The organism is Niallia sp. Man26 (assembly GCF_022049065.2).
In the GTDB taxonomy this organism is placed as follows: Bacteria; Bacillota; Bacilli; order Bacillales; family Cytobacillaceae; genus Niallia.
In genome coordinates, this window is record NZ_CP095743.1 from 1,949,702 (window position 1) to 1,974,686 (window position 24,985).

Below are 24,985 nucleotides of genomic sequence, written 5' to 3' on the forward strand. Positions count from 1 at the left end.
TAGTGCAACATACTGCTTGAGCTGCATTTGTTTTGCGTGCTCGTTTTAGATGGATCAAGATATCCTCTTGAGTGCCTTTTTTTAGAAATGGCCAAAAATTTTTAGCAGCTAAAGCTAGCTGTTGGAAGTACTCACTATATGCTGTATCTATCGTAGCTTATAATAATTAGGTAAAATAGTCTATATAATTCCATGAAAAATTGGTATGTTACAGGTAAGTAAGTCCTGTAACATACCAGTATTTGATTATGCGCTCCACAATACTTCTGTTAATTTGCTGTCAAACAGGTTTGTGTCAATATTACAGGTTTCAGCATTTATTCCATACTGCCAGCCGTATGCCAACGATCCTTCAGGTGCGTCGACATCAAAATCAGGTGCTTCTTGTTCTGTGGTGATACCGATGCTTGGCGATGCTGACCAAATAAAGGTATCATCCTTTACTTCTTGTTTATTTTGAGCAGCTTCGTTGAAGGAATCTACTAAATCACTGCCATTGTCAAACACGCCATATATGGCTGGCTCGAAATTAGAAGCAGTTATTTCATCATACCACCCTTCAATAAAGGCAGCATCGACTGGGTAAGTCGGTTCAATATCTGCAAATATTGCTACTCCATCTGGTGTTCCTAATTCATTTGCAAGATCAATCGCTTCCTTCGCTTCATTGACTCCATTATCATATCCTGTTGCATCAGTAAAGCCGTTGTGTATAAGCAAAACGTCTGCATCCTTTTCATGAATTAAGTCGATTTGCTCATTTGTTAAACCAGCAGAAACACCTTCATTGTGGCCCAAATAGCGGGCTACCACTTTAGGATTACCGAAGTTCTCATTCACACAAGCATAGAATTCATCTGTAGATGCACTGGCAGAGTCTATGCCCCAAATATAGGCAGGTTTTTCCTTTGAAGAACTTGCATTATTATTAGCTGATTCTTCCTCGCTTCCTGCATTTTCGTTATCGTTATTCTCCTTGCTGTCGTTTTCTGCGTTTGTCTCTTTGCCTGATGTTGTAATACCATTTGTAACTTCGACATTAACATGAAGCTGAATATTGTTTATCAGATTATTTTCAATGGTTGTTGGCCCAGTACTGTTTACCTCATTGTTGATTGTATTATTTAAAGTACCTGTTAAACTGCCGTTTAAGAGACTCTCCAGTTTATTTGTCAGTTTCACTTCTGCTTCATCGCTGATAGAGTTAGTTATATTGTTTTTAATATTTGCGTCTTTATTTTCCACTTCATTCTGAATCGAACTCTCAATTTCCGCTTTAGCTTGGCCGCTTACATTGTTTTCAATATTATTAGAAACTGAAAGACTAGAGCTGCTTTCTGCTTCGTTTTGTTGCTCTGACTCAGTTGCAGAGCTATTATTAGCCTTTGTTTCAGAGCTATCAGCCACTGCAGCACTATTAGAATTTTCATATATAAATGCACCGATGCCCATTAACAAAATCAATAAAGCTGAAGCTGTAATGATTAAATATCTTTTCCAATTCATCGTATCACACCTTCCTTTATCCCTCTTAACTACAATATGTTGAATTACAACCATTTGTTCGGGCTTGTCCAGGAAGAAAGTTATCGATTATTCACAAAGCCTCTCGTATAGGATAAAGCGAAAGGGGGAAGCTAAAAAAAATATCTAGTAGGTGAAAAAAATGCTGTTTTCTATTTTTTTCTTTTTTGCATGGCTAATCACGGCCATCTTTTATCTGCAAAAAAAGGTGATATCAAAAGGGGAAAATATGATTATTTTTCTAATCATGCTTGTTGTCAGCATCCATTGGAATTGGATTATTTACGAGGAGCTTGTTTTAGTGAAAATTGCGGATACAACACAAGCATATACGGCTTTTTTGTTGTTTCGGACGATAATTACACCAGTAGCGGCAATTATTTATATAAACATCATCCTGACAAAAACGACTAGATTAAAAACCATTTTCGTTACATTAGGAGGAGCGCTGTGTTTATTCGCTTTTATTTTGTTGGCACTCGCAGGTAATTTGATTGAAACAAAGCAGTGGAATCTAAGTCTTGATTATATTTATTTTGTCCTTTATTTTTGCGGTGCTTTAGTAATTCATTATTTCTACCAGTCCATTATTCAAAAAGAAGGTAAAACGGTATGAAATTAATCGGAACATTTGATATGAATGAAATTGCTTTGCTGATTTTCGTCGGAGTCACATACGCGATTATGGTTATCTTGCCAAAGGTGCTGTCAACAGAACTGACTATATTAAGTATTGTTTGGGGGTTCACAATCGGGGTGGTGTTCGATTTCACCATCGGTGGCGGCCGGCTTGATTATTATAGAGTGAATGATATTAATCATTATGAGCTGTTTGACTTTGTGTACTATATGCTGTTTGTACCGTTCGGTTATTGCTTTAATTACTTCTATGAAGTGCTGCGGATACGGGGTCTATTTAGCATTTTGTATATTGTCGTTTGGGCAGGTATTGGTATTGGAGCACAATTTGTATTTAGCCTGCTGCATATTATCACCTTGCAAAATGGCTATAAACTTGTCCATTCTCTTCCCGTTTTTCTGATTATCCAAACTGTCACCGCATTTATTTATGCTTATATAAAAAAGGAAGAGCAGAAAAGCAAAAGCAAGGAAAATGAATAGGGGGTAGTTTGTTAAACTTTTCGAAGATATCCAATTGGATATCTTTTTTTTTATAAAAACAATAATTTAAACAGTAAATATGCCGTTAGCAACTGTTCTTTTCTTGTCTAGAAGCCCTTCATCACTAATTTTCACAAAAATTTCAAATAATCATATATTAATATTAGTCGATCGGTAAAAGAAAAGAGTCGTTATAACTATATTACTTATTTTATTATTTGGAAACATGAATGCCTTTTCTTCTGTGCTGATCCATACTCGCTAATTCTAAAAAGGAGATGGTTAGTATGACAAAAATATTTATTGATCCAGGGCATGGCGGATCTGATCCTGGTGCCGTCGGTAATGGGCTGCAGGAAAAGGACTTAACGTTAAAGATTGCTAAAAAGATACAAGCTTTGTTGAAGGACTACGAAGATGTTGAGGTGAAAATGAGCCGCACAACAGACAAATTTTTGAGTCTTGATCAGCGGACAGATGCTGCTAACAGCTGGAATGCTGACTTTTTTCTGTCTGTGCATATCAATGCGGGCGGCGGAACAGGCTATGAAGATTACCGCTACAACACACTTGCAATCTCAAGCAGAACCGGTAAGGTTCATGCAGCCATTCATAATGCAATCATGGATGAACTTGAATCTTATAATGTAGTCGACAGGGGGACAAAAGCATCCGATCTGCATGTATTGAGAGAATCTGATATGGCTGCAATTTTGACAGAAAGCTTATTCATCGACACTCGCAAGGATGCTAACCTTTTAAAGAATGATGACTTCCTTGATGCAGTTGCATTAGGACATGTTAAAGGGCTTGAGCGAGCCTTTAACTTAAAGAAAAAAGCCGCTTCCACAACGTATAAAATTAAAGCAGGAGACACGTTTTGGGATATAGAAGAACGTTTAAATATCAAGCATGGAACATTAAAAAATCTTAATCCTAATGTTAATGCGACTGAACTGAAGGTTGGTCAAAGTATCCGTATTAAATAAAAAAGGAAAACCCTGCTGTTAAGCAGGGTTTCTTAATAAAAAGCAATCACATAGTATGTTATCAACTGGGTATAATATGGGAATACCTAACCCTTTTGAGGTGATTGTTTTTGGTGATGGAACGCTTGATTTTAGCAGGCATACTTATTATCAGCTTTGTGATTGCATGGCGATTCATCCCAGCTGAGAAAGCAAGGGATGCTTTTATTCTTTTTTTGTCTATTCAATTCTTTTCATGGCCGATTGGATTATTTGTCGTAGAAATGAAGTGGATTGAATATCCGGTGCAATTGTTTCCTAATGATAATAATGATTACAGATCAAGTTTATATTTTGAATTCTTCTTGTTTCCAATAACAGCTATTTTGTTTAATTTGTATTATCCATCATCAAGAAGAGTTATTCCTAAGTTGTTCTATTATTTGTTGATTGCCGGCTTTTTTACCTGCATAGAGTTCATACTCGAAAGATTTACAAAGTTGGTGGATTATCATAAATGGCAATGGTATTGGAGTTATTTTAGTGTCATGCTCATATTATATTTGAGCCATAAGTATTATAAATGGTTTAAAAGAGGATTAAGGTGAGACACCATGCATAAAGAATTTTGGATATTAATGATTATATGGGCTGCTGTACCGATTATTATATTTCTGAACATACGTAATAGCAATAAACGGGTGGCACAAATCACATTCTTGTTTTCCCAGTCCATTGCATGGCTTTATGAATTTGTACAAATAAAAATGCAATTAGTCGCATTTCCGTATCGTGAATTTCCGTACGCGACGAAATTAAGCTTTACCCTTCATTACTTGCTTTTTCCAACGATCGGGATGCTGTTTATCTTGTATTATCCAAAAAAGGGCCGGTATGTAAAAACTCTGTTTTATTTTCTTCTGTTTGGAACGATTGCCCCAACTTACAGTGTTATTGTAGAAAGAACTACTTCTCTTGTCGAGTACCATCATTGGAATTGGGCACTTGGATTTGTATCAAGCATCATCATGCTCTCACTCTTAAAAGTATTTGTATTTTGGTTCGAAAAGGGAATGCTGATGCGAGAAGAATAAGCAGCTATATGAGATAAAAAAGCCATTCAGCACGGAGTGCTGTATGGCTTTTAGTGCTTATGGCCAAAAATTTGTCAATGACAGTCCGTTATAGACCTCGTCCCAAATAGAATCATTATTCGGCTCTTCAATTGGCACCTGAACAGCGCATATTCCCGGATATGGCCAGTACATTTCCTGCATTCCTTTTATTCCGTTTACTGGCAGCATGAGCAGTAAATTGAAATCCCCTTTTACTAATGTTGAGAGGGCAGCATGAAGGGCGAGCGCTTCTTCTTGGGTAGCAAAACCCCATCTCACAAATAAAATTTTCGGGCTGTATTCTAGCTTTTCAAACAGATTAGCAATCCGTTTTTGCAGCTTTTCCTTGTAAGCAGGATACGTTACAGTCCAATCTTGTCCAGGGACGATTGGGAAATCATGCACAGATGTTATATTATATACTGTATCGTAAATGAAATGGGCATTAACTGGTTCTGTTCCGCCTTGTGCTGGCATGACAGCTACTCCATCATCAAGGGAACTGGAGGTTCCTTCTGTAAGTACGAGATTTGGAAAATCCATAAATCCTTGAAAGCGGTTGTTGATTAATCTTGTCACATCAGCAACGGAGTTGGAAACCATCCAATCAAGGGGAAAGGCAAATCTGCGCAAATTATGTCTTCTTAAATTCAAGGAAGGACCACACCAGCTGCCGATTCCGAGCATTAAATCATAAGGGCCTTTTATTTCTTGTAAATTCACCATAATCATTCCTTTGCTCTGGCATTATAGTATATTGAATGATGAGTGACAGGTAATTGCTTGGACAAACGGCATTTTTTTTAACATAGTTGCATGTAATGTTTAGGCTTTTTTAAGATTTCTCCCTTAATATATAAGCATCAAATGACAGGAGGACACGACTTTGACTTTAACGAGCTTTTTATTATATCTAATTGTGGCGGTAATTTTTCTGCATATTCCCGTGCTCGGAAGATATGTTGCTGTTATTCAAACATTAATTCATGAAGTCGGCCATGGGCTTGCGGCGATAATATGTGGCGGAAAGGTAAGAAAAATTCATTTATTCGCAAATACTGAAGGACTGGCTTTCACCGCACATGCCAACTGGTTCAGCAGGTTTGTAACAACACTGTCTGGCTATCTATTTGCTTCTGCCTTTTCCTTCTTTTCAATCTGGCTGATAACAATTGGGGCATTTGAGCTCTTGCTGTACATTTATGCAGGTATTTGTTTAACAGCACTTGTATTGTGGATACGCAATTTATATGGTATCTTGTGGATTATTTGTGCGAGCAGCTTTTTTCTTTGGCTGACCGTTTACGGCAGCATGTTACTGAAAGTACATACATTACAGCTGTTAACATGTATTATTTTTGTACAGTCAATAAAAAGCGCCTTTATTGTGCTTCATTTAAGCTTTAAAAAACCGATGACTGCAGGAGATGCTACAAGTCTTGCCAAGATGACAAAAATCATTCCCGCCTTTATCTGGGGCATTTTATTTTTCGGTCAGGCCCTTTATTTCGGCTATTTAGGTGTAAGTTTTGTCATCCAGTAAAACAGGCTACCGGCCTGTTTTTTTATGTAGTAAAGGGGGAATGTTATAGTAAGAAAAGGGATGGTTGGGAAAGATACGCAAAAGGAAGCTAGACTAAAAGGGGCTGTTTTTAGGTGATTCAAATCATTGGCGTTACTGAAGATAATCGATTGGATCTGAATGTTTCTATCAATGACTTAAATATATCCGCATATAAATGGTATTGGGTCGACTTTAACGGTCCGACAGAAGAGGAAATTACCAAACTGATTGATGTCTTTCATTTTCACCCACTGGCAGTCGAGGACTGTGTCCACCGGCTCCAGCGTCCGAAGCTTGACTATTATGACAATCATGCCTTCTATGTAACACATATTCTTCGCAAAGAAGAGGGTGAACTCATGAAGGAGGAATTAGATTTTTTTGTGGGAGATAATTTTATCGTCACCTTTCATTCTTCACCTGCAATCGAAGTATCTCAAGTGTGGACAATCCTTCTTTCTCACAAGAAAATAGAAAAATGGGACACCTATTATGTGTTTTATCAAATCCTTGATAAAATAGTCGATAACTATTTTCCTCTCCTCTATAGTTTAGAGGATGACTTAGACAAAATAGAAGATAATACCCAGAATAAATCAATGAATGCCTTAATGGAAGAGCTTTTTGATGCAAGATATTCCCTCTTAAACTTACGGCATACTGTCCATCCCATGCGTGATTTGCTGTATCGCATGCTCAACTCCCATCATCTGAAGGGAATCAATGCGAGAAGGGAGTATTTCTCCGATATATATGACCATCTGCTTAAGCTGTCGGAAATGGTTATGTCCAACCGTGAAATCACAGCAGATATTAGAGACAGCTATTTATCTCTTAATTCCCATCAGACGAATAATGTCATGAAAGTGCTGACAATCATCACTTCGATTTTTTCGCCGCTTACTTTTATCGCTGGGATATACGGCATGAATTTTGAACATATGCCTGAGCTGTCTTGGCGCTATGGCTATTTGTTTTCCCTAACTTTTATGATTGTTTTAGGGGTCATCATGATCCTTTGGTTTAAGCGAAAAGGATGGTTCAAATAAAAAACGATGCACTGCATAGATGATGCAGGCATCTTTTTTTATAAACAAATGTTTGCTTCTAGTCTTCTAGTTTTTAAAAGGATAACTATTTTATGGTAGAATTTCCTTATTATTTGCTAGTATCTTTCAAATACTGGGAGAAGTGCTTTATAATAATAGCAGACAGCAAAGTAAATCGGCCAGGCTTTCTGTTAGCAAAACACTGATTATTAAACATGAATGTCTGTTTTTTTGCACTTCTTGGCGGTCATAATTCATTAAACTAAAAGGAGGAATGAAAGCGCTTAAATAAATAAGATGGATGATGGAGGGATTACTATGTATCATTTCGTCACAAATGGTATCTATCGTTTTTGTGAATGGGTGACAAGGCTTGCCTATCTAAATTTATTATGGGCATTCTTTACTGCTGTCGGGTTCATTGTATTTGGAATTGGACCATCAACGGTTGCTATGTATACGGTCACGCGAAAATGGCTGCAAGGGCACACGGATATACCTGTTTATCGCACATTTATGCATGCATATAAGCGGGAATTCTGGCGCGCCAATAAATTAAGCTGGATTTTATTAACGGTAATGGCTGTTTTTTATGTTGATTTTGTTATATTCGGCTGGATGGGCCAAGAAACATCCGTTTTTGCGTTAATTTTTATGATTCTGCTGCTCATTTTTACCATTGTGTTCTTAATGGTGTTTCCCGTGTACGTACACTATGATATTCCGTTATCAAAAACATTTAAGTATGCAGTTCTAATTGGCTTTTCTAGACCATTTTACACGATTGGAATGTTGGCAGGAGCAGTTGGTGCCATTTTAATCAGTCTTATCCACGTAACGGTGATTATATTTTTCAGTGGAAGCTTATTTGCATTGGTTGTCACTGCTTTTGCTATGAAGGCATTTAGCAGCATGGACAAAGGTACAGCTAAGGAACAAGTCTTGCAGTAAAGGAGATAAGACAATAAAGGAGTACTTTCGTTCTATGAGAAAAACATGGGCATCAATCATCACAATCTATCAAAATACGAAACTGAATGGAAAGCTCTTTATTCGCATCACACTTCTTATGGTCGTTACTCTTGCGCTCGTATTAATTTGTCTCCAATATGCTTTCAGCCTATATGATGAACAAATATATGCAAAATCATCACAGGTATTAATGATGTCATCCAATACCATTGAAGAAGAGCTGGAACGCATCGAGGAGGTAAGCTTTAATATTGCCGTTGATCCGCAAATACAATCAGCTTTGCTGGAGCTGCAGGGAGAGGTTACTGGCTATGATATTTACCGGCTCGAGCAAAAGCTGGAGGAGGAGTTAGCCAATTACGTCGGCTCGGAAAGGTATATCCATTCTATCTATCTTTATGATTCTTCAGGGAGAGAATTCTTAGCGGGCTCAAGCTCTAAACCGCTTGGCGAAAAGGAAAAGCGCATTGCTATGTACAGCGCTGACAGGTATGAAGGCAAAAATTATTGGATGGAAATAGACGGTGTGGATGAATTTTTGACTTCTGTACGCCTGCTGCGCTCGTATGAGAATTTAAACTTTGACAGAATCGGCAAGCTGATGATTCGGGTCAACCTTGATAAAATCGTTGCCGGTCTGCCGCTTACACAAGGAGAGGTCGGCGGTAATATCGTTATCTCTAACAGCAGCCAAGTTTTTTACTCACAAAAGGGTACCCATGATTTAGGTGATTTTGATTTCATCACAAAGAAGGGGCAAGGCTATGGTATTGAGAAAATAAACGGCGAAAGATATTTCGTAAATCATATTGCCACAAATTTTGAGGACTGGACATATTGGAATATCATCCCCTTTCATGCGATGTTTTCCAAAATTACAGCAGTCAAATACTCGATGGTGCTATTATTCACGTTTTTATTTATCCTGCTGATTTCAATTGGTTTTGGATTTTTAAAGAGAATTACCAATCCGATCGAGGAGCTGGCCTCCACCATGCAGGAGGTGCAAAAAGGTAACTTTTTAGCTGTGCAATCACTTAAGGTAGATGAAATGCCAGAGGATGAGGTTGGAACGCTATATCGAAATTTTAAGACAATGGTTCAGCGTATTGATGAATTGATCAAGGAAAATTTCTCTAAACAGCTGTTAGTCAAAGAAACCGAGTTCAAAGCACTGCAAGCACAAATTAATCCGCATTTTCTATACAATACGTTAGAATCGGTCAACTGGCTGGCGAAAACGAATAAGCAGCAGCAAATCTCCAGCATGGTGGAAGCACTTGGCCATCTCATGCGTAATTCTATTAATTTTAATGAAGATATTATTACAGTGGAAAAGGAGCTGGACATTGTCCAAAGCTATTTGACGATTCAAAACTATCGGTTTGCCGATCGGCTTGATTTTCAAATGGATATACCTGCTTCTGTGCTGCACCATCATATCCCGAAACTGACACTTCAGCCGCTTTTAGAAAATTCTTTTCAGCACGCAGTGGAGCCTGCTCTTGATGTCTCTACTATTAAACTATCAGCAGTAGAGACTGAACAATTACTGTATATCCGAGTGGAGGATAACGGACCTGGTATTGATCCAAATACACTACTATACATAAAAAAAGGCATTATTAAACCAAAAGGAACCGGGATTGGCCTAAATAATATTGATCAGCGCATAAAGCTCGGTTTTGGTGAGCAATATGGTTTGGAAATTGAGAATCTCGCTGGAAAAGGCACAGCTGTAACAGTCATTTTACCAATTCAAAGGGGTGGTATCAGATGACCTATAAAGTATTGCTGGCTGATGATGAAAGAATTATCGTGGAAGGAATTTCAAGCGTCATCAACTGGAGCATGCTCCATACAGAGCTTGTGGCTACGGCGCGAAATGGCGTCGATGCGTATGAAAAAATTGTCTTACATCAACCGGATATCGTAATCAGTGATATAAAGATGCCAGGAATGGATGGTATTGCCTTAGCTAAAAAAGTGTATGAAGAGTTTCCTGCTACAAGCTTTATTCTCTTGTCAGGCTTTGGAGAATTTGAATATGCAAGACAGGCAATGCAATATGGTGTCAAAAACTACTTGCTCAAACCTTGCAATGAAGAGAAAATCACTGCTGCCTTGCAAGACATCATTAAGGAATTGGAGGCAAAAAAACAGCAGAATAAAAAATTCCTCCTTCTCGAAGAGAATTTAGAGAAAATTCAGCCATATATGAAGGCACAGCTGTTAACAGAGCTTTTTGCAGGCAAAGAGATTAATCGTGATTTTACGCGGTATGAACACTTATTTGACATAAAAGACAGACATAAGCAAGTCATGCTTGCTCTTTTGGAAGTGGAGGGCGAGGATTCTAATGAATATTTAACCTACCTTGCAGAAATGGCTGCAGAGCTTGTGCCTGAACTTGTGCTGTCAACAGTTATCGGGAAACAGGCCATCATTGTAGTGGAATCAAGGCAGGATGTTATACATCTTGTGACAGACATACAGTCCCAGTTTTCTTCGAAATACAATGTGCAAACAACTGCTGCATTAAGCGAATCTGGCGCTCTCAAAGAAATAAAGAAACTGTATAAGCAAACTTGTGAATTTATCGGACATAAATTCTATATCGGCACAGGCAAGCTGATTACAGCTGCCAATATTACACCTGTTAGAAATCAAACATGTAGCGAACCGTTTTCCTTGGATGAGCAGGAAATAACTTTAAGAATCAAGTCTGGAAACAAAGAGGAGGCACTAGGTGTGCTTGACAGTCTGTTTGCCACTATGGCGAATCAACGGCTTGGCATCCACCGGACAAAATCTCATTGTATTCAGCTTTATAAGGAAATAATTAAAGCCGATAAAGACGAAGAGCTAGACTTGCATACTGGTACAACAGAATTGCTGGCAATGGAGACTGTTCAGCAGATGAAGGATTATCTGAAGGATTGTGCAGCACAGCTGTCGGAAATATATAGTGCGCGGCTTGTGACAAAGCAATCATCTGTAATCAGCAAGGTGATTGATATAATTGAAACCCATTTTTCCAATCCAGATCTATCCTTAAAGCTGGTCGCAAATGAGATGCTGTATATGAACCCTGACTATCTTGGAAAATTATTTAAACAAGAAACAGGGGAGCGCTTTTCTGCTTATTTGACGAAATGGAGAATTGAAAAAGCAATCGCTTATATAACGGAAAATGATGATGTCAAAATGGTGACATTGGCAGATATGATAGGGTTTGGGGATAATCCGCAATATTTCAGCCAAGTGTTTAAAAAGTATACCGGTTATACACCGTCAGATTATCGCAAAGCTCAAAACCTTGTTTGAAAGCGTTTTATTTATATCTGTTTTTTGCACATTCATATCTGTTTTTTCCATTACAGAGAAAGTAAAAATGCATTAAATTAAGGATGTAAGCACTTTCAATAAAGGAGGGCAATATATGAAAAAGCTAGGCCTTATCACTTTAAGTTTTCTTTTACTTTTTTCTTTAGCAGCCTGCAGTTCTAGCGGCAAAGAGACTTCAGGAGGCAAAGATGAAAAAATTACTTTGCGTGTAGCATGGTGGGGCGGACAGCCAAGGCATGATTACACAATGAAGGTAATTGAAATGTATGAGAAGGCGAATCCGAATGTTGAAATTGAAGCAGAGTTCGCCAACTTTGATGATTATTGGAAGAAGCTAGCACCTATGGCAGCTGCCAACCAGCTTCCTGACATTATTCAGATGGATACAGCCTATCTTTCCCAATACGGGGAAAAAGGCCAGCTGGAAGACTTAACAAAATATACGGAGGATGGAAGCATTGATGTGAGCTCGATTGATGAAAATACTTTATCAGGCGGTAAAATCGGCGATAGCATGTACGGTTTTAATTTAGGCTCCAATGTTCTGTCTGTTATTACAAATGATGACATGCTTAAAAGCTCTGGTGTTGACCTGAATGATGAAAATTGGACTTGGGAAGACTTCGTGCAGATGGCAACAGATGTTCAAAAATCAACAGACAAGTACGGTACGAACGGGATGAACCCGGCAGACGTATTTTTCCCTTACTATTTAAGAACACAGGGAGAGCGCTTCTATAACCAAGAAGGCAACGGATTAGCTTATACAGATGACAAGTTATTTGTAGATTACTTTAACTTACAGCTTGAGCTCCTTGCTAATAACGCATTCCCAACACCTGATGTTCAAGCACAGGTTAAAGGACTTGAGGATGACTTTATCGTAAAAGGCAATGCTGCGATGACTTGGAACTGGTCTAACCAATATTTAGGGTTTGCTCAATTGACAGACTCTCCGCTTACTCTTAATCTTCCGCCAGAGCAATCAGCAGAAACAGCTTTATTCTTAAAGCCAAGTATGTATTTCTCTGTTCCAAAAAGCTCTGAGCATAAAAAAGAAGCTGCGAAATTCATTGATTTCTTTGTAAACGATGTAGAGGCAAACAAATTGATTAAAGGCGACAGAGGTGTTCCAGTTTCTTCTAAGGTTATTGAAGCCATCAAGCCTGAATTAACAGAAGAAGAAACGAAAATCTTCGAATATGTGGAAAGAGCTTCACAGAATGCAAGCCAGGCAGATCCTCCTGATCCACTTGGAAGTGCGGAAGTAATGAAAGCATTGAAGGATGTTTCAGAACAAATTCTGTTTAAGAAAATTACACCAGAAGAAGGCGCAAAAACGTTCCGAGCACAAGCTGAAGAAATTTTGGGCAGAAACAAGTAAAACTAGAAAGGAGGAAAGCTTTTCCTCCTTTTAGTTTCTTAAAGGCCCGCAGAGGAGTTGAACGGCATGAAAAAGCGGCAGTTAAGTGAAAATTTAGCAGGCTATGCATTTATATCCCCATTCATCATCGGTTTTATGGCATTTACCATCATCCCAATGGCCGTTTCCTTGTACTTATCCTTTACAAGCTACGATTTATTTTCCACCCCTGTGTGGGTTGGTCTCGATAATTTCAAGGAAATGTTCACAGGTGATGATAAGTTTTGGCAATCGTTGAAGGTAACCTTTACGTATGTGTTTGCAGGAGTACCGCTCAGACTGATATTCGCGTTAATTGTGGCAATGCTTTTGAATAAAGCATCCAGAGCAGTCGGTCTGTACCGAACATTGTTCTACTTGCCTTCCATCATTGGCGGAAGCGTTGCTGTAGCAATCATGTGGAGAAATATTTTCGGCAATGAAGGTACATTGAATGCCTTGTTGTTTTTCTTTGGAATCGATAAAAAAATCCTTTGGTATCAAGATCCGACTAAAGCGTTATGGACATTGATTTTTCTTGCGATCTGGCAATTCGGCTCATCCATGCTGATATTTTTGGCAGGCTTGAAAAATATACCGCCTTCCTACCATGAAGCAGCGAATGTTGACGGCGCCAACAGATTTCAAGTTTTCTTTAAAATCACCTTGCCGCTGTTAAGTCCGATAATATTCTTTAACCTAGTAATGCAGACTATTTCAGCCTTTATGACATTCACCCCAGCGTATATTATCACAAAAGGGGAAGGCGGACCGCTTGATGGCACGCTTCTGTATTCCCTGTATATATTCCAAAAAGCGTTCAATTTCTTCCAGATGGGCTATGCCTCTGCCATGGCATGGGTGCTTCTCGTTATTGTCGGTATTTTGACGCTGATCTTATTCAAAACGTCTAAATTTTGGGTTCATTACGAATCGAAGGAGGATTGATTTACATGAAAACCGCCACTAAAGATACAGGCCCGCTAATGCCAAATACGGGTGTATCATATAAAAATCCTCGTTTGAAGGCAAAAAAGTGGATTTACCATCTTGTAACAGGCGGATTCGCCTTGGTGATGCTATATCCGATTATCTGGCTGTTAATGAGCTCCTTTAAAGAAAGCTCACAAGTGTTCATCACCGCCCATTCTCTGATACCAAAACCGTTTATTTTAAGCAATTACGCAGCAGGTTGGGAAGGGATTGCCGGACAGTCTTTTGGCGTATTTATTAAAAACTCCCTTGTGATTGTTGTATTATCTACAATCGGAGCGGTTGCATCATCCGCATTGATAGCCTACGGTTTTGCCAGAATTCAATTTAAATGGAAGGCATTTTGGTTTGCTTGCATGATGGTAACGATGATGCTTCCACACGAAATTATCATGATTCCGCAATATATTATTTTTGCGAAGTTAGGCTGGCTCAATTCTATTAAGCCGATTGTTGTTCCTCAGTATTTCGGGCATGCATTCTTTATCTTCTTAATGGTGCAGTTTATCCGCAATATCCCGATGGAGCTTGATGAAGCTGCAAGAATCGATGGCTGCGGAAGATTCAGCATTTTCTACCGCATTATTTTGCCGTTAATCACACCAGCTCTGGCGACTGCAGGTATCTTCTCTTTTTACTGGAAATGGGAAGACTTAATCAATCCTGTTCTGTATTTAAACAGTCCAGAGAAATATCCTGTGTCACTTGCCTTAAAGCTTTTCCTAGATTCGGAAACAGCCTCCAACTGGGGCGGAATGTTTGCTATGAGTGTTGTGTCCCTGCTGCCTGTAGTACTTATTTTCTTCTTGTTCCAAAAGTATATTGTTGAAGGTATCAGCACAAGCGGATTGAAATAATGGAAGGAGTGAAATTATGCCAGCACTTGTTTTTGATGAAAGCAGCATTCTTGATGCGATAGATGCTGTAGTGAATAAGACGTTTCAAATGGACTTTAATTGGGATTGGCCTGGAGGAGTTGCCTTTTATGGAGTGGCCGAAGCATATGAGGTAACTGGCAAGGAGGAATATCTTCATTTATTGAAAAACTGGATGGACGAAAGATTAGAGGATGGATTACCTAGGCTGTCTGTTAACGGTGTTTCCATGGGTCATGCTCTGCTGAGCTTATATGCCGGCACAAATGATCAACGCTATTTAGACACAGCGATCCAACTAGCAGAATACTTGAGGAATGACGCGGAGCGCTTCGGTGACGGAATTCTCCAGCATACTGTGAATTCGACTACGTATGTGTTCCATGAACAAGCATGGGTCGATACGATGATGATGGCTGGACTTTTCCTGCTGCGGATTGGCAAGCTAACAGAAAACAAGGAATATTTCGAGGATGGCCTTAAGCAGTTTCATGGTCATGAAGAACTGCTTCAAGATCCAGTTACTGATCTTTATTACCATGGTTGGGATAATATGGCGAAAAACCATATGTCCAGTATTTATTGGGGCCGAGGTAATGGCTGGGCCGCTCTGACGATGGCTAGAGCGCTTGAACTAATTGATGTGACACATCCATCCTTTATGATCATTGACGGCTCTTTAAGGGATCAGCTGAGTGCGTTAGCAAGACTGCAGGATGATCAATCAGGTTTGTGGCACACCGTTTTGACAGACAGCACCTCTTATTTAGAAGTGTCAGGCAGCTGTGGTATTGCAGCAGCGCTTTTGTCACGAGGGTCTCTTTATAACAAATACACACAGAAATCAATTGCATCCATCCTAGAACACATAACAGAAGACGGAAAGGTAATGAATGTCTCTGCAGGAACTGCTGTTATGGATGATATAGACGGCTACAAAGGAGTACCGTTCAAACGGATCCATGGCTGGGGACAAGGCCTTGCACTTGTGTACCTTTCCCAGTTAATAAGAAGCACGAATCGTGTTTACGCATAAAATCGGAGTAGTTTGAATCTCTTAAAAATAGGAGGCAGCAAAGCGTGAAGGATAAGAGTATCCGCTTGTTTATAGCAGGTGACTCAACAGCAGCCACCTGTCCAGCATTTGAAGCCCCGATGGCAGGCTGGGGACAAATGCTGCAGGATTTTTTTACAGAGGAAATCGAAGTCTGCAATGAAGCGATGGGTGGCAGAAGCTCTAACAGCTTCATAGAGGAAGGCAGGCTTCTTTCGATTCAAGACAGAATCCAGCCTGGTGATTACTTATTTATTCAGTTCGGCCATAATGATCAAAAGTCATATGGAACCGAGCCATATACCTCTTATCAGGCTTGTCTGGCCGAATATGCGGCCTTGGCACATACGAAGAACGCGTTTCCGGTGTTTTTAACATCTGTAAACAGACGGAAGTTCAGCGAAGATGGAACACTGCTTGATACGCTGGGGGATTATCCAGACGCTATGCGGCAATTGGCGAAAAGATTAGCGGTTCCTTTGATTGATATGCATGTTAAAACGAAAGGACTGTATGAATCTCTCGGTCCAGAAGCGTCAAAGGAACTATTTGTCTGGCTGACTGCAGGCGAGCATCCAAATTATCCAAGCGGGTTGCAAGATGACACGCATTTTCACTCGTCAGGTGCTGTGGAAATATGCAGACTCCTTATAGAGGGTATCATGGAATTACCGCTGGAGCTAAAAAACTTCATTAAAAAGACGGAGATTAGATTGGAGAGATAGCTAAGATGGCGAAAAAACTGTATCATGGCGCGGCTTATTACCCAGAGCTTTGGGATGAAAAGACGATAGCAGAAGATATTGTGCTTATGAAAGAAGCTGGCATCAATGTCGTTCGAATCGGTGAATTTGCTTGGTCAAAAATGGAGCCGACCGAAGGAGCAATTGACTTGAGTTTCTTTCAAAACATCATTGCACGTCTGTATGACAATGGTATTGAGACGGTAATGTGTACACCGACTGCAACACCGCCGATTTGGATGTCTTATGAACACCCTGAGCGCATGTATGTCGAGCAAAATGGGCAAACAATGATTCATGGCTCTCGCCAGCATTTTTGCACCAATAATCCATACTTCAGACAACGAGCAGCAATTCTCACAAAGAAAATCGCAGAAGCACTTGGCGGGATGCCTGGGCTGATCGGCTGGCAGCTTGATAATGAGTTTAAATGCCATGTAGCAGAATGTATGTGTGACAGTTGCAGACAGCTTTGGCATCAGTGGCTTGAGCAGCGCTATGGTTCGATTGAGTGCTTAAATCACGATTGGGGAACACATGTTTGGAGTGAGTATTATCACAGCTTTGACCAAGTTCCGCAGCCTGGACCCGTGCCATTTTTGCATAATTCATCATTAAAGACGATGTATCAAATCTTCTCAACGGAAGCAATTGCCGAATTTGCAGAAGAACAAGCAGCAATTATCCGCGAGCATTCACAAGCACCAATCACCCATAACAGCACCGTCATGTTCGCTGTCGACAATGAACGCCTCTTTCAAAACCTTGATTTTGCTTCCTTTGACACATATGCGCCAGCCAATTCGTATTACTCATATTTGTTCAATTGTGATCTATGGCGAAACCTGAAAAAAGGCAAGGAGTTTTGGATTATGGAAACAAGTCCCTCCTACAGTGCATCGCTTGAAAGCTATGCGAAGCCCCACCCAAAAGGTTATTTAAAAGCAGAAGCAGTGGCTGCCTACGCATTAGGCGGAGAAGCTTTCTGCTATTGGTTGTGGCGTCAGCAAAGAGCAGGCTGCGAACAGCCCCATGGTTCTGTCATCAGCGCCTGGGGGAAACCAACGGTCGGGTATGAAGAAGTTTTAGAAACAGAAACGGCAAGGCGCACCATTGAACCAATCTTGACAGAAACATCCCCAATGCAGGCAGAAATTGCGCTTACTTATTCCGATAAAGCCAAGATATTCTTCAACACAGAACCGCATAAAGGCTTGCACTATAAGGAATTAATCACGGATTTCTACAAGTATATTTTAGCATCAGGCCTCCACCGCGACCTTTTGCCGGAAGGAGCTGAGCTGGACGGCTATAAACTGTTGGTTACTCCTTTTGTTCATCATCTCTCAGATGAATTTATTAAGAAAGCACAAGCATTTGTTGAAGCGGGAGGTATATGGATTGTCGGCCCGTTGAGCGGCGGCAGAACAGAGCATCATACGATACATACAGATGCAGCTTTAGGAAGTCTTGAGAAGCTGGCAGGAGTAGAGACAGCCTTCACCTTCCCGATTGAAGATACTGGTTCTGTTGGAGAAGCCTTCGGTCATACTGCGCCACTAGGGCTGTGGAGCTCTGTTTTTGATGTACAGGAAGCAAAGGCTGTCGGTGTTATAAAGGGCGGGCTAGTTTCAGGGAAAGCTTTTTTGACAGAAAGACAACTCGGCAAAGGCATGATAGTGATGCTCGGTTCCTTGCCGCTCGGTGATGCGGGGAGTAGGATGCTGACAGAAATCATCACAACATATGCACGCCTCGCTGGAGTACAGCAAGAGATAACCGCTTCAGAAGGAACAATTATCGCTCCAAGAGACCAGAATGGCAAAAAATATTGGGTTATTGTCAATATGGACGGCAACGGAGGGACTGTCAGCATTCCTCAAAAAGCAGTCGACTGCCTTACACAAGAGGAAATACTTGCAGGTGAATGGAAGCTCGGAAACTATGAATATCGAATTCTGCAATTGTATTAAAGGAGGAATTACAAATGGATAAACTACAGGCCGAGGATATTAAAATAGCCTATATTGGAGGAGGCTCGCAAGGCTGGGCCAGAAGATTGATGTATGATCTTGCCCTCGAGTCAAGAATATCAGGAACAGTGGCCCTTTATGATCTTAATCTCGAAGCTGCAAAAACAAATGAAAAAATCGGCACCTATATAACGAATCATCCTGATGCAACTGGCAAATGGAAGTACGAAGCAGTACCTGCAATCGAGGAAGCTCTTACGGGAGCAGATTTCGTGATTATCTCAATCCTGCCAGGGACTTTTGAAGATATGGCAAAGGATGTTCACCTTCCAGAGAAGTACGGAATATACCAGTCTGTTGGGGACACGGTTGGACCAGGCGGTATTAGACGCGCTGTCAGAACGATTCCAATGTTTGTGGAAATCGCTGCCGAAATACGTAAGCATTGTCCGGATGCTTGGGTAATCAATTATACAAACCCGATGAGCTTATGCACCCGCACTTTATATGAGGTGTTTCCAGCAATTAAAGCGATCGGCTGCTGCCATGAAGTGTTTGAAACACAGCATTTGCTAGCAGATATGGTTGGTGAAATGCTAAATGTTAACGTGAAAAACCGCAAAGACATCCAAGTGAGTGTAACAGGCATCAATCACTTTACATGGCTTAATGAGGCCGCTTATCAAAATATTGACTTATTCCCCCTATATAAGCAGTTTGCTGAGAAGTATGCCGAAACAGGATACGAAAAAGAACAAGGAAAATGGGAGGAAAGTGTATTCAGCTCAAGCAATCGTGTGAAATTTGACTTATTTAAAAAATACGGACTTATTGCAGCAGCAGGCGATCGTCATCTTGCCGAATTTATGCCGCCTGTTTATTTAAAGAATCCTGAAACAGTTCATGACTGGAAGTTCCATTTAACGTCTGTCGATTTTCGCGTAAAAGACCAAGCACGGAAAATAACCGAAAATGAACAAGCTTTTACTGGTGATACAAAAGTCGTCCTAGAGCCGTCTGGTGAAGAAGGGGTGGAAATTCTCCTTGCTTTGCTTGGATTGGAGGAACTAGTGACAAACGTCAACTTTCCGAATCTAGGTCAAATTCCAAATCTGCCTAATCATGCTATCGTCGAAACAAATGCTCTAATCCGCAGAAACAGCGTCCAGCCTGTTTTAACAAAAGACCTGCCACTTGATGTTGCCAATATGGTTAACAGGCATGTTCATAACCAAGAAGGAGTCCTAAAGGCGGTGTTAACAATGGACAATCAGCTCCTCTTTAATGCCTTTATTCAAGATCCATTGGTTGCAGCCATTCCTTATGAACAGGCAGCAGCATTATTTGAGGAAATGGGCATTTTGCAGCAAAATCAGTAAAGGAGATGGTCAAATGGCAAATATTACAGCAGCAGATAAAAAACAGGTGACAGAAACAATCCAGCTGTTAATGAACAATTTAACGAAAATACAGGATGATACTGGTGAATATTTACTTAATTTCGATGGATTAATCGTTGATGATAAAAGCTGGCATGTTTGGAATTGGCCGCAGGGAGTCGGCTTATATGGTATCTATCAATATTGGAAGCTGACTAGTGACGAAAAAGCATTGCAGATTATTCATGACTGGTTTACTGCAAGATTCACAGAGGGAGTCCCGCCGAAAAACGTCAATACGATGGCACCACTATTAACACTTGCTTGTTTATATGAAGATACGAAAAATCAAGACTACTTGCCTCATTTGCAAGAATGGGCTGATTGGGTCATGAAGGAGATGCCGCGGACGAAGGAAGATGGACTGCAGCATATGACATACGGGCCTGAAAACAAAAATCAGCTTTGGGATGATACGCTGATGATGACCGTGCTGCCCCTTGCGAAAATCGGCATGCTCTTAAACAGACAAGATTATATCGAGGAAGCAAAAAAGCAATTTCTCATTCATATTAAATACTTAGCAGACAGACGAACTGGTCTTTGGTTTCACGGATGGACGTTTGAGGGCAATCATCATTATGCAGAAGCGCTGTGGGGAAGGGGAAACTGCTGGATCACCATTGCTATCCCAGAATTAATTGATATTCTCGGGCTGCAGGAAGATGACTTTTTCTCATCCTTTCTTCTAGAGACTTTACAAAGACAAATTGAAGCATTGCACCATTGGCAAAATGAGGGTGGGCTGTGGCATACGTTAATTAATGACAACAGCTCTTATCTAGAAGCGTCTGCTTCTGCAGGGTTTGCCTATGGCATTTTAAAGGCTGTTCATAAGGGCTATGTGTCTGAAATGTACAGAGAAACTGCTTATAAGGCGATTGAAGCACTCAGAGGAGAAATAAACAGCGAGGGAGTGCTGCAAAAAGTTTCTGTCGGCACTGGAATGGGAGATACGCTCCAGTTTTATAAGGATATTCGAATTACCGCGATGCCGTATGGTCAATCTTTAGCTATTCTTTGTCTCGCAGAATTTTTGCAAGATTGTCAGTAATAGATTTTAATAGGGGGCCTTGTTCGTATGCAAGGTTCTTCCTTTAAAATAAAATGAAAAGGTTTACAAAAAAATTAAAAAGAGGTGTAGCTTATGTCTTGGAAAGGTTCTTCTTATATGAGAAAGGCACTTTGTGCTGCAGCGGTGCTGCCGCTGCTTTTTGTTGATACAAGCAGTGTTTTTGCTCACAAATCTACAGATACTTCTTCTAAAGTGCAATTAGAATACTTAGACAGAGGCTTAACAGCAGCCCAAACTTCTGAAGGCAACTTCCTCAGCTGGAGACTTTTAGGAACAGAGGTGACAGGCTACACAAAAAATGGGATGAAGGGAGCATCCTTCCATGTATACCGCGATAACAAAAAAATCGCAACGGTTAGTGACAGCACCAATTTTCTCGACAAAACTGGTAGTGCTTCGTCTGCTTATGAGGTAAGGGCAGTCGTGAACGGGAAAGAAGTCGATGAAAGTGCTTCAGTCCGTCCATGGGCTGACCAGTTTTATGATATTCCCTTGCAAAAACCAGCGGACGGGGTAACGCCTGCAGGCGAAACATACACATATTCTGCCAATGATATGAGTGTGGGTGATGTCGATGGCGACGGGCAATATGAATATTTCGTAAAATGGGATCCGTCTAATTCTAAAGATGTCTCTCAAAAAGGGTATACAGGCAATGTGTATATCGACTCTTATACGATGGATGGCACGCTGCTGTACAGAATTGACCTTGGTGTGAACATAAGAGCAGGAGCGCATTATACACAAATGTCGGTGTATGATTTTGATGGCGACGGCAAAGCAGAGTTAATGTTTAAGACTGCTCCGGGAACGAAAGTCATTCGTTATGATAAAAAAGGCAATATTACATCAGAAAAATACATTACGATGCCTAAAAGCGATATAAGGGCAGGCTACAGCAATAAAGATGATTATCGCATGAGTGCTGCAGATTATTATGATCATTTAGTAAAAATGTTTAGAAACTGGCATCAGCATGAAGAAGTTGTTAATGGCAATTGGCCTAAAAGCTTAGAAGAGGCCTTTGGCATCGAAAAGAAATACAGTTATCCACTATCAAGACAGGACGCAGAAAGTCTTGTTGATTATTTCATGGATGTTTACGCACCAAGCAGAAGCACACGTAATGATTTAAGGACTTTTGAAGGGTTCATTCTTGAAGGCCCTGAATATTTGTCTGTATTTGAAGGAGCTACAGGGAAGGAATTGGAAACCATCCATTATGAAACAGACCGCCATGATGACGGCTTAATGTGGGGCGATTATGCGATGGCGCGCATTGAGCCTGGCAACCGTGTGGACCGCTTTCTTGCTGGAGTAGCTTATCTTGACGGTAAAAAGCCATATGCTGTGTTTGCTAGAGGCTATTATACAAGAACAACGCTTGTTTCCTACAGCTGGGATGGGAAGCATTTGAAGAAGAAATGGGATGTCGACTCCGGCTGGACACCAATGTCTAACCCGTTCAATGACAGTCCTCATGGCAAGGATGGCACCAATAAAGAATTCGGCACATTAACAACACAAGGGGCCCATTCTCTGGAAATGGCTGATGTGGACTCAGACGGCAAGCAGGAAATTGTCTATGGGGGAGCAACGATTGACGATAACGGCTCTTTACTGTACAGCTCTACAGATGTAATGCCTGAAGGAAGTGCTTCACCTGGAACAACGGCAAGACTCGGACACGGTGACGCTCTTCATGTCACCGATATCGATCCTGGGCGTCCTGGTTTGGAAATATACATGGTGCATGAAGGGGCAACGAGTGCACCGTACGGTTACACTTTAAGGGATGCTAAGACAGGTGAAGTTATTTATGGCGGTTATACAGGTAAAGATACAGGCAGAGGGATGATTGGTGATATCGACCCAACAAAGCCTGGGCTTGAGACATGGGCCAATACAGGTGTCGGCTTATATACGGCAAAAGGAGAAAAAATCGGAGATGCTGGACCAGGTACGAATATGAGTATTAAATGGGCAGGCAATATGACAACTCAAATAGTCGACGGAGCTCTTGAAGTGACACCGACCATTGAAGACTGGAAGAATGGCAGACTTCTGACACTAGAAGGAACGAGAACGAATAATGGCACAAAGGGGAATCCATCGCTTGTAGCTGACATATTTGGCGACTGGCGTGAGGAATTGCTAGTCCGCACAACAGACAGCTCTGCGATCAGAATCTATCAAAGCACAGAAGTGACTGACAGAAAGCTTTATACACTAATGCATGATGTTCAATACCGCACAGGTGTAGCTAGACAAAGCACAACCTATAATCAGCCTACTTATACTAGCTTCTATTTTGCAAGTGATACAGATTGGTCACAAGTGCCAGTGCCAACGTTCACAACACCTGGTTTAGAAGCTTTGCTTAGTCAGTTAATGAAGGATTATAAAGATAAGGGAGAACTATCAGGCAAGCTGTACGGACAGTTAGAAAGCAGCTATAAGCAGGCTATAAAACACGAGGAAAAAAGCAATAAGAAGCAAGCAGTTAAAGCATTGGAGAAATATAAGGACCAGATAGAGAAGGGCGTAAAAGCTAAATATATTTCAGATGAGGCAGCAAAAAATTTAACGAAGCATGCTGACTTACTGATCAATTCGTGGAAATAGTAAACATAGGACAACAGCCGCTAGCATTAGTAGCGGCTGTTGTCTTTTTTTAAAGTCTCAGACCAGCCAGCAAGCTCTTCCATGAGTCTAGCTTTTTCCTGTATAAGCTGCTTTAAACGGTGACCATTTGCACCAGAAGGGTGAGGGAAGCCGGAAAGATACGGCTGCTTAATCTTATTAGCTGACACTAGCTTCTTCATCATCTCCTCAACCTTTTTTCCTAACGGAATGATTAAAGAGCTCTGAGGCAGCTGCTGTAATTCCTCCGGAAACACAGTGTTAATATAAGGATGAAGGAGCTTAGCATGTGTCATTGATGGATTATGGCCAGTATAATTTTGCTCTTTATAAAATACTGGATATTTAAGAAGGGAGGTAGTATGAAGCAAATTCCGTTTTTCTGCAAACAGCTCAGCAGTACTGCTTAAGCCTAGTTCCGTTTGCAGTCCGATTTCATCGAGCATATTAATTAAATTGATGCGCATCGATCCACTAAAGCTTGCATATACCTTCGTCAGCTTTAGTTGTTCCGTTAAGCTCATTTGTTCGTACGAAAGGAAAACTTCATAAGCGTTTTTCATTTGCAGCCAGCCAGGAGTAATTCCGACAATAATAATAATCGCTTGCTTGTTTACATAATCATTATGTGGTGCATAATACATGACAAGATCATTTTCAGCACCAATTTGGAATGAAGCTGTCAATAAATCTTGTTTTGTAAGTGATTGATGAACAGAAAGCCTTTTGATGGCAGGTAGAAATTTATGTATTAGCATGTATAAACTCCTTGGTGAAAGTTGTATTGTTATTAGTATGCCAGAAGAGAAGATATAAAAGCATCTTAAAATAATGAAAAGCCAGTTTTCTTTTTTTATTTTTTCTAGTTTACATAATATATATTATAACAAGCAAGTACAATTATGAAAAATTCTGTCTCAAATTAAAGTATACTTTAGATAGTGAGACAGAATAAAAATTTTTACTTGTAGTTTCTTAAATTATTTCTACTGTTTTTATATATAATTGTTTGTTCGTGCTAAAATTTAATTTAATTTTAGCTGAACATTTATTTTTATTTTAATTGTTTCTATAATATTGTCTTTAGCATAGATTCATTGCATCATTTATTTCATTTTTCTAGTTA

22 protein-coding genes are annotated in these 24,985 nt (G+C 40.2%); 19 read left to right on the plus strand and 3 right to left on the minus strand.

Features of this window, described 5'->3' with window-relative positions:
- Positions 1–246 precede the first annotated feature (246 nt).
- The gene (locus L8T27_RS09875; protein ID WP_237941428.1) at positions 247–1,506 is read right to left on the minus strand and encodes a glycoside hydrolase domain-containing protein; all 1,260 of its coding nucleotides are present in this window, start codon (positions 1,504–1,506) and stop codon (positions 247–249) included.
- A gap of 160 nt (positions 1,507–1,666) precedes the next feature.
- On the opposite strand from L8T27_RS09875, the gene L8T27_RS09880 reads away from it, so the two are divergent.
- The 5 genes from L8T27_RS09880 (at position 1,667) to L8T27_RS09900 (ending at position 4,708) form a co-directional block, all read left to right on the plus strand.
- Positions 1,667–2,140: a hypothetical protein gene (locus L8T27_RS09880; protein WP_248574436.1), complete on the plus strand. Its 474-nt coding sequence runs from the start codon at positions 1,667–1,669 to the stop codon at positions 2,138–2,140.
- Positions 2,137–2,646 (plus strand): hypothetical protein, encoded by a 510-nt coding sequence (locus tag L8T27_RS09885; protein ID WP_233313844.1) that lies wholly within the window; start codon positions 2,137–2,139, stop codon positions 2,644–2,646. The genes L8T27_RS09880 and L8T27_RS09885 overlap by 4 nt, the downstream gene beginning before the upstream one ends.
- 287 nt (positions 2,647–2,933) lie before the next feature.
- On the plus strand, positions 2,934–3,635 hold the full coding sequence (locus L8T27_RS09890) for an N-acetylmuramoyl-L-alanine amidase (protein WP_233313843.1): 702 nt from the start codon (positions 2,934–2,936) through the stop codon (positions 3,633–3,635).
- A 116-nt stretch (positions 3,636–3,751) separates the two neighbouring features.
- The gene (locus L8T27_RS09895) at positions 3,752–4,222 is read left to right on the plus strand and encodes a CBO0543 family protein (protein ID WP_282581433.1); all 471 of its coding nucleotides are present in this window, start codon (positions 3,752–3,754) and stop codon (positions 4,220–4,222) included.
- A gap of 6 nt (positions 4,223–4,228) precedes the next feature.
- Positions 4,229–4,708 (plus strand): CBO0543 family protein, encoded by a 480-nt coding sequence (locus tag L8T27_RS09900; RefSeq protein ID WP_237941430.1) that lies wholly within the window; start codon positions 4,229–4,231, stop codon positions 4,706–4,708.
- A 57-nt stretch (positions 4,709–4,765) separates the two neighbouring features.
- Here the strand turns inward: L8T27_RS09900 and L8T27_RS09905 are convergent, their stop codons facing one another.
- Positions 4,766–5,455: a DUF1796 family putative cysteine peptidase gene (locus L8T27_RS09905; protein ID WP_237941431.1), complete on the minus strand. Its 690-nt coding sequence runs from the start codon at positions 5,453–5,455 to the stop codon at positions 4,766–4,768.
- 160 nt (positions 5,456–5,615) lie between these two features.
- On the opposite strand from L8T27_RS09905, the gene L8T27_RS09910 reads away from it, so the two are divergent.
- The 14 genes from L8T27_RS09910 to L8T27_RS09980 all read left to right on the plus strand — a co-directional run bounded on the left by L8T27_RS09910 (position 5,616) and on the right by L8T27_RS09980 (position 23,841).
- The gene (locus tag L8T27_RS09910) at positions 5,616–6,272 is read left to right on the plus strand and encodes a M50 family metallopeptidase (protein ID WP_233313839.1); all 657 of its coding nucleotides are present in this window, start codon (positions 5,616–5,618) and stop codon (positions 6,270–6,272) included.
- A gap of 113 nt (positions 6,273–6,385) precedes the next feature.
- Positions 6,386–7,342: a magnesium/cobalt transporter CorA gene (gene corA, locus L8T27_RS09915; protein ID WP_233313838.1), complete on the plus strand. Its 957-nt coding sequence runs from the start codon at positions 6,386–6,388 to the stop codon at positions 7,340–7,342.
- 318 nt (positions 7,343–7,660) lie between these two features.
- Positions 7,661–8,293: a YesL family protein gene (locus tag L8T27_RS09920; RefSeq protein ID WP_233313837.1), complete on the plus strand. Its 633-nt coding sequence runs from the start codon at positions 7,661–7,663 to the stop codon at positions 8,291–8,293.
- Between the two features lie 34 nt (positions 8,294–8,327).
- Positions 8,328–10,094 carry a sensor histidine kinase gene (locus L8T27_RS09925; protein ID WP_237941433.1) on the plus strand — a complete coding sequence of 589 codons (1,767 nt, stop codon included), beginning with the start codon at positions 8,328–8,330 and terminating at the stop codon, positions 10,092–10,094.
- Positions 10,091–11,641: a response regulator gene (locus L8T27_RS28670; protein WP_282581387.1), complete on the plus strand. Its 1,551-nt coding sequence runs from the start codon at positions 10,091–10,093 to the stop codon at positions 11,639–11,641. The genes L8T27_RS09925 and L8T27_RS28670 overlap by 4 nt, the downstream gene beginning before the upstream one ends.
- Before the next feature lie 115 nt (positions 11,642–11,756).
- Positions 11,757–13,046 carry an ABC transporter substrate-binding protein gene (locus L8T27_RS09940; protein WP_233313835.1) on the plus strand — a complete coding sequence of 430 codons (1,290 nt, stop codon included), beginning with the start codon at positions 11,757–11,759 and terminating at the stop codon, positions 13,044–13,046.
- Between the two features lie 66 nt (positions 13,047–13,112).
- The gene (locus L8T27_RS09945; RefSeq protein WP_233313834.1) at positions 13,113–14,012 is read left to right on the plus strand and encodes a carbohydrate ABC transporter permease; all 900 of its coding nucleotides are present in this window, start codon (positions 13,113–13,115) and stop codon (positions 14,010–14,012) included.
- Between the two features lie 128 nt (positions 14,013–14,140).
- Positions 14,141–14,914, plus strand: a complete 774-nt coding sequence (locus L8T27_RS09950) for a carbohydrate ABC transporter permease (protein ID WP_396953809.1) — start codon at positions 14,141–14,143, stop codon at positions 14,912–14,914.
- A gap of 16 nt (positions 14,915–14,930) precedes the next feature.
- A complete protein-coding gene (locus L8T27_RS09955) occupies positions 14,931–15,968 on the plus strand; it encodes a glycoside hydrolase family 88/105 protein (RefSeq protein ID WP_237941434.1) in 1,038 nt (345 codons plus the stop codon).
- Positions 15,969–16,012: 44 nt separating this feature from the next.
- Positions 16,013–16,711 carry a rhamnogalacturonan acetylesterase gene (locus tag L8T27_RS09960; RefSeq protein WP_233313832.1) on the plus strand — a complete coding sequence of 233 codons (699 nt, stop codon included), beginning with the start codon at positions 16,013–16,015 and terminating at the stop codon, positions 16,709–16,711.
- Positions 16,712–16,716: 5 nt separating this feature from the next.
- Positions 16,717–18,702, plus strand: coding sequence for a beta-galactosidase (locus tag L8T27_RS09965; protein WP_237941435.1), 1,986 nt, complete (start codon positions 16,717–16,719; stop codon positions 18,700–18,702).
- 14 nt (positions 18,703–18,716) lie between these two features.
- Positions 18,717–20,081: a family 4 glycosyl hydrolase gene (locus L8T27_RS09970; RefSeq protein WP_282581388.1), complete on the plus strand. Its 1,365-nt coding sequence runs from the start codon at positions 18,717–18,719 to the stop codon at positions 20,079–20,081.
- 13 nt (positions 20,082–20,094) lie between these two features.
- Complete coding sequence (gene bglB / locus L8T27_RS09975) at positions 20,095–21,195, plus strand: beta-galactosidase BglB (RefSeq protein ID WP_233313830.1); 1,101 nt, start codon at positions 20,095–20,097, stop codon at positions 21,193–21,195.
- A 93-nt stretch (positions 21,196–21,288) separates the two neighbouring features.
- Positions 21,289–23,841 (plus strand): rhamnogalacturonan lyase, encoded by a 2,553-nt coding sequence (locus L8T27_RS09980; protein WP_237941436.1) that lies wholly within the window; start codon positions 21,289–21,291, stop codon positions 23,839–23,841.
- Between the two features lie 26 nt (positions 23,842–23,867).
- On the opposite strand, the gene L8T27_RS09985 is transcribed toward L8T27_RS09980, so the two are convergent.
- Positions 23,868–24,617: a hypothetical protein gene (locus tag L8T27_RS09985; protein ID WP_237941437.1), complete on the minus strand. Its 750-nt coding sequence runs from the start codon at positions 24,615–24,617 to the stop codon at positions 23,868–23,870.
- Positions 24,618–24,985 lie beyond the last annotated feature (368 nt).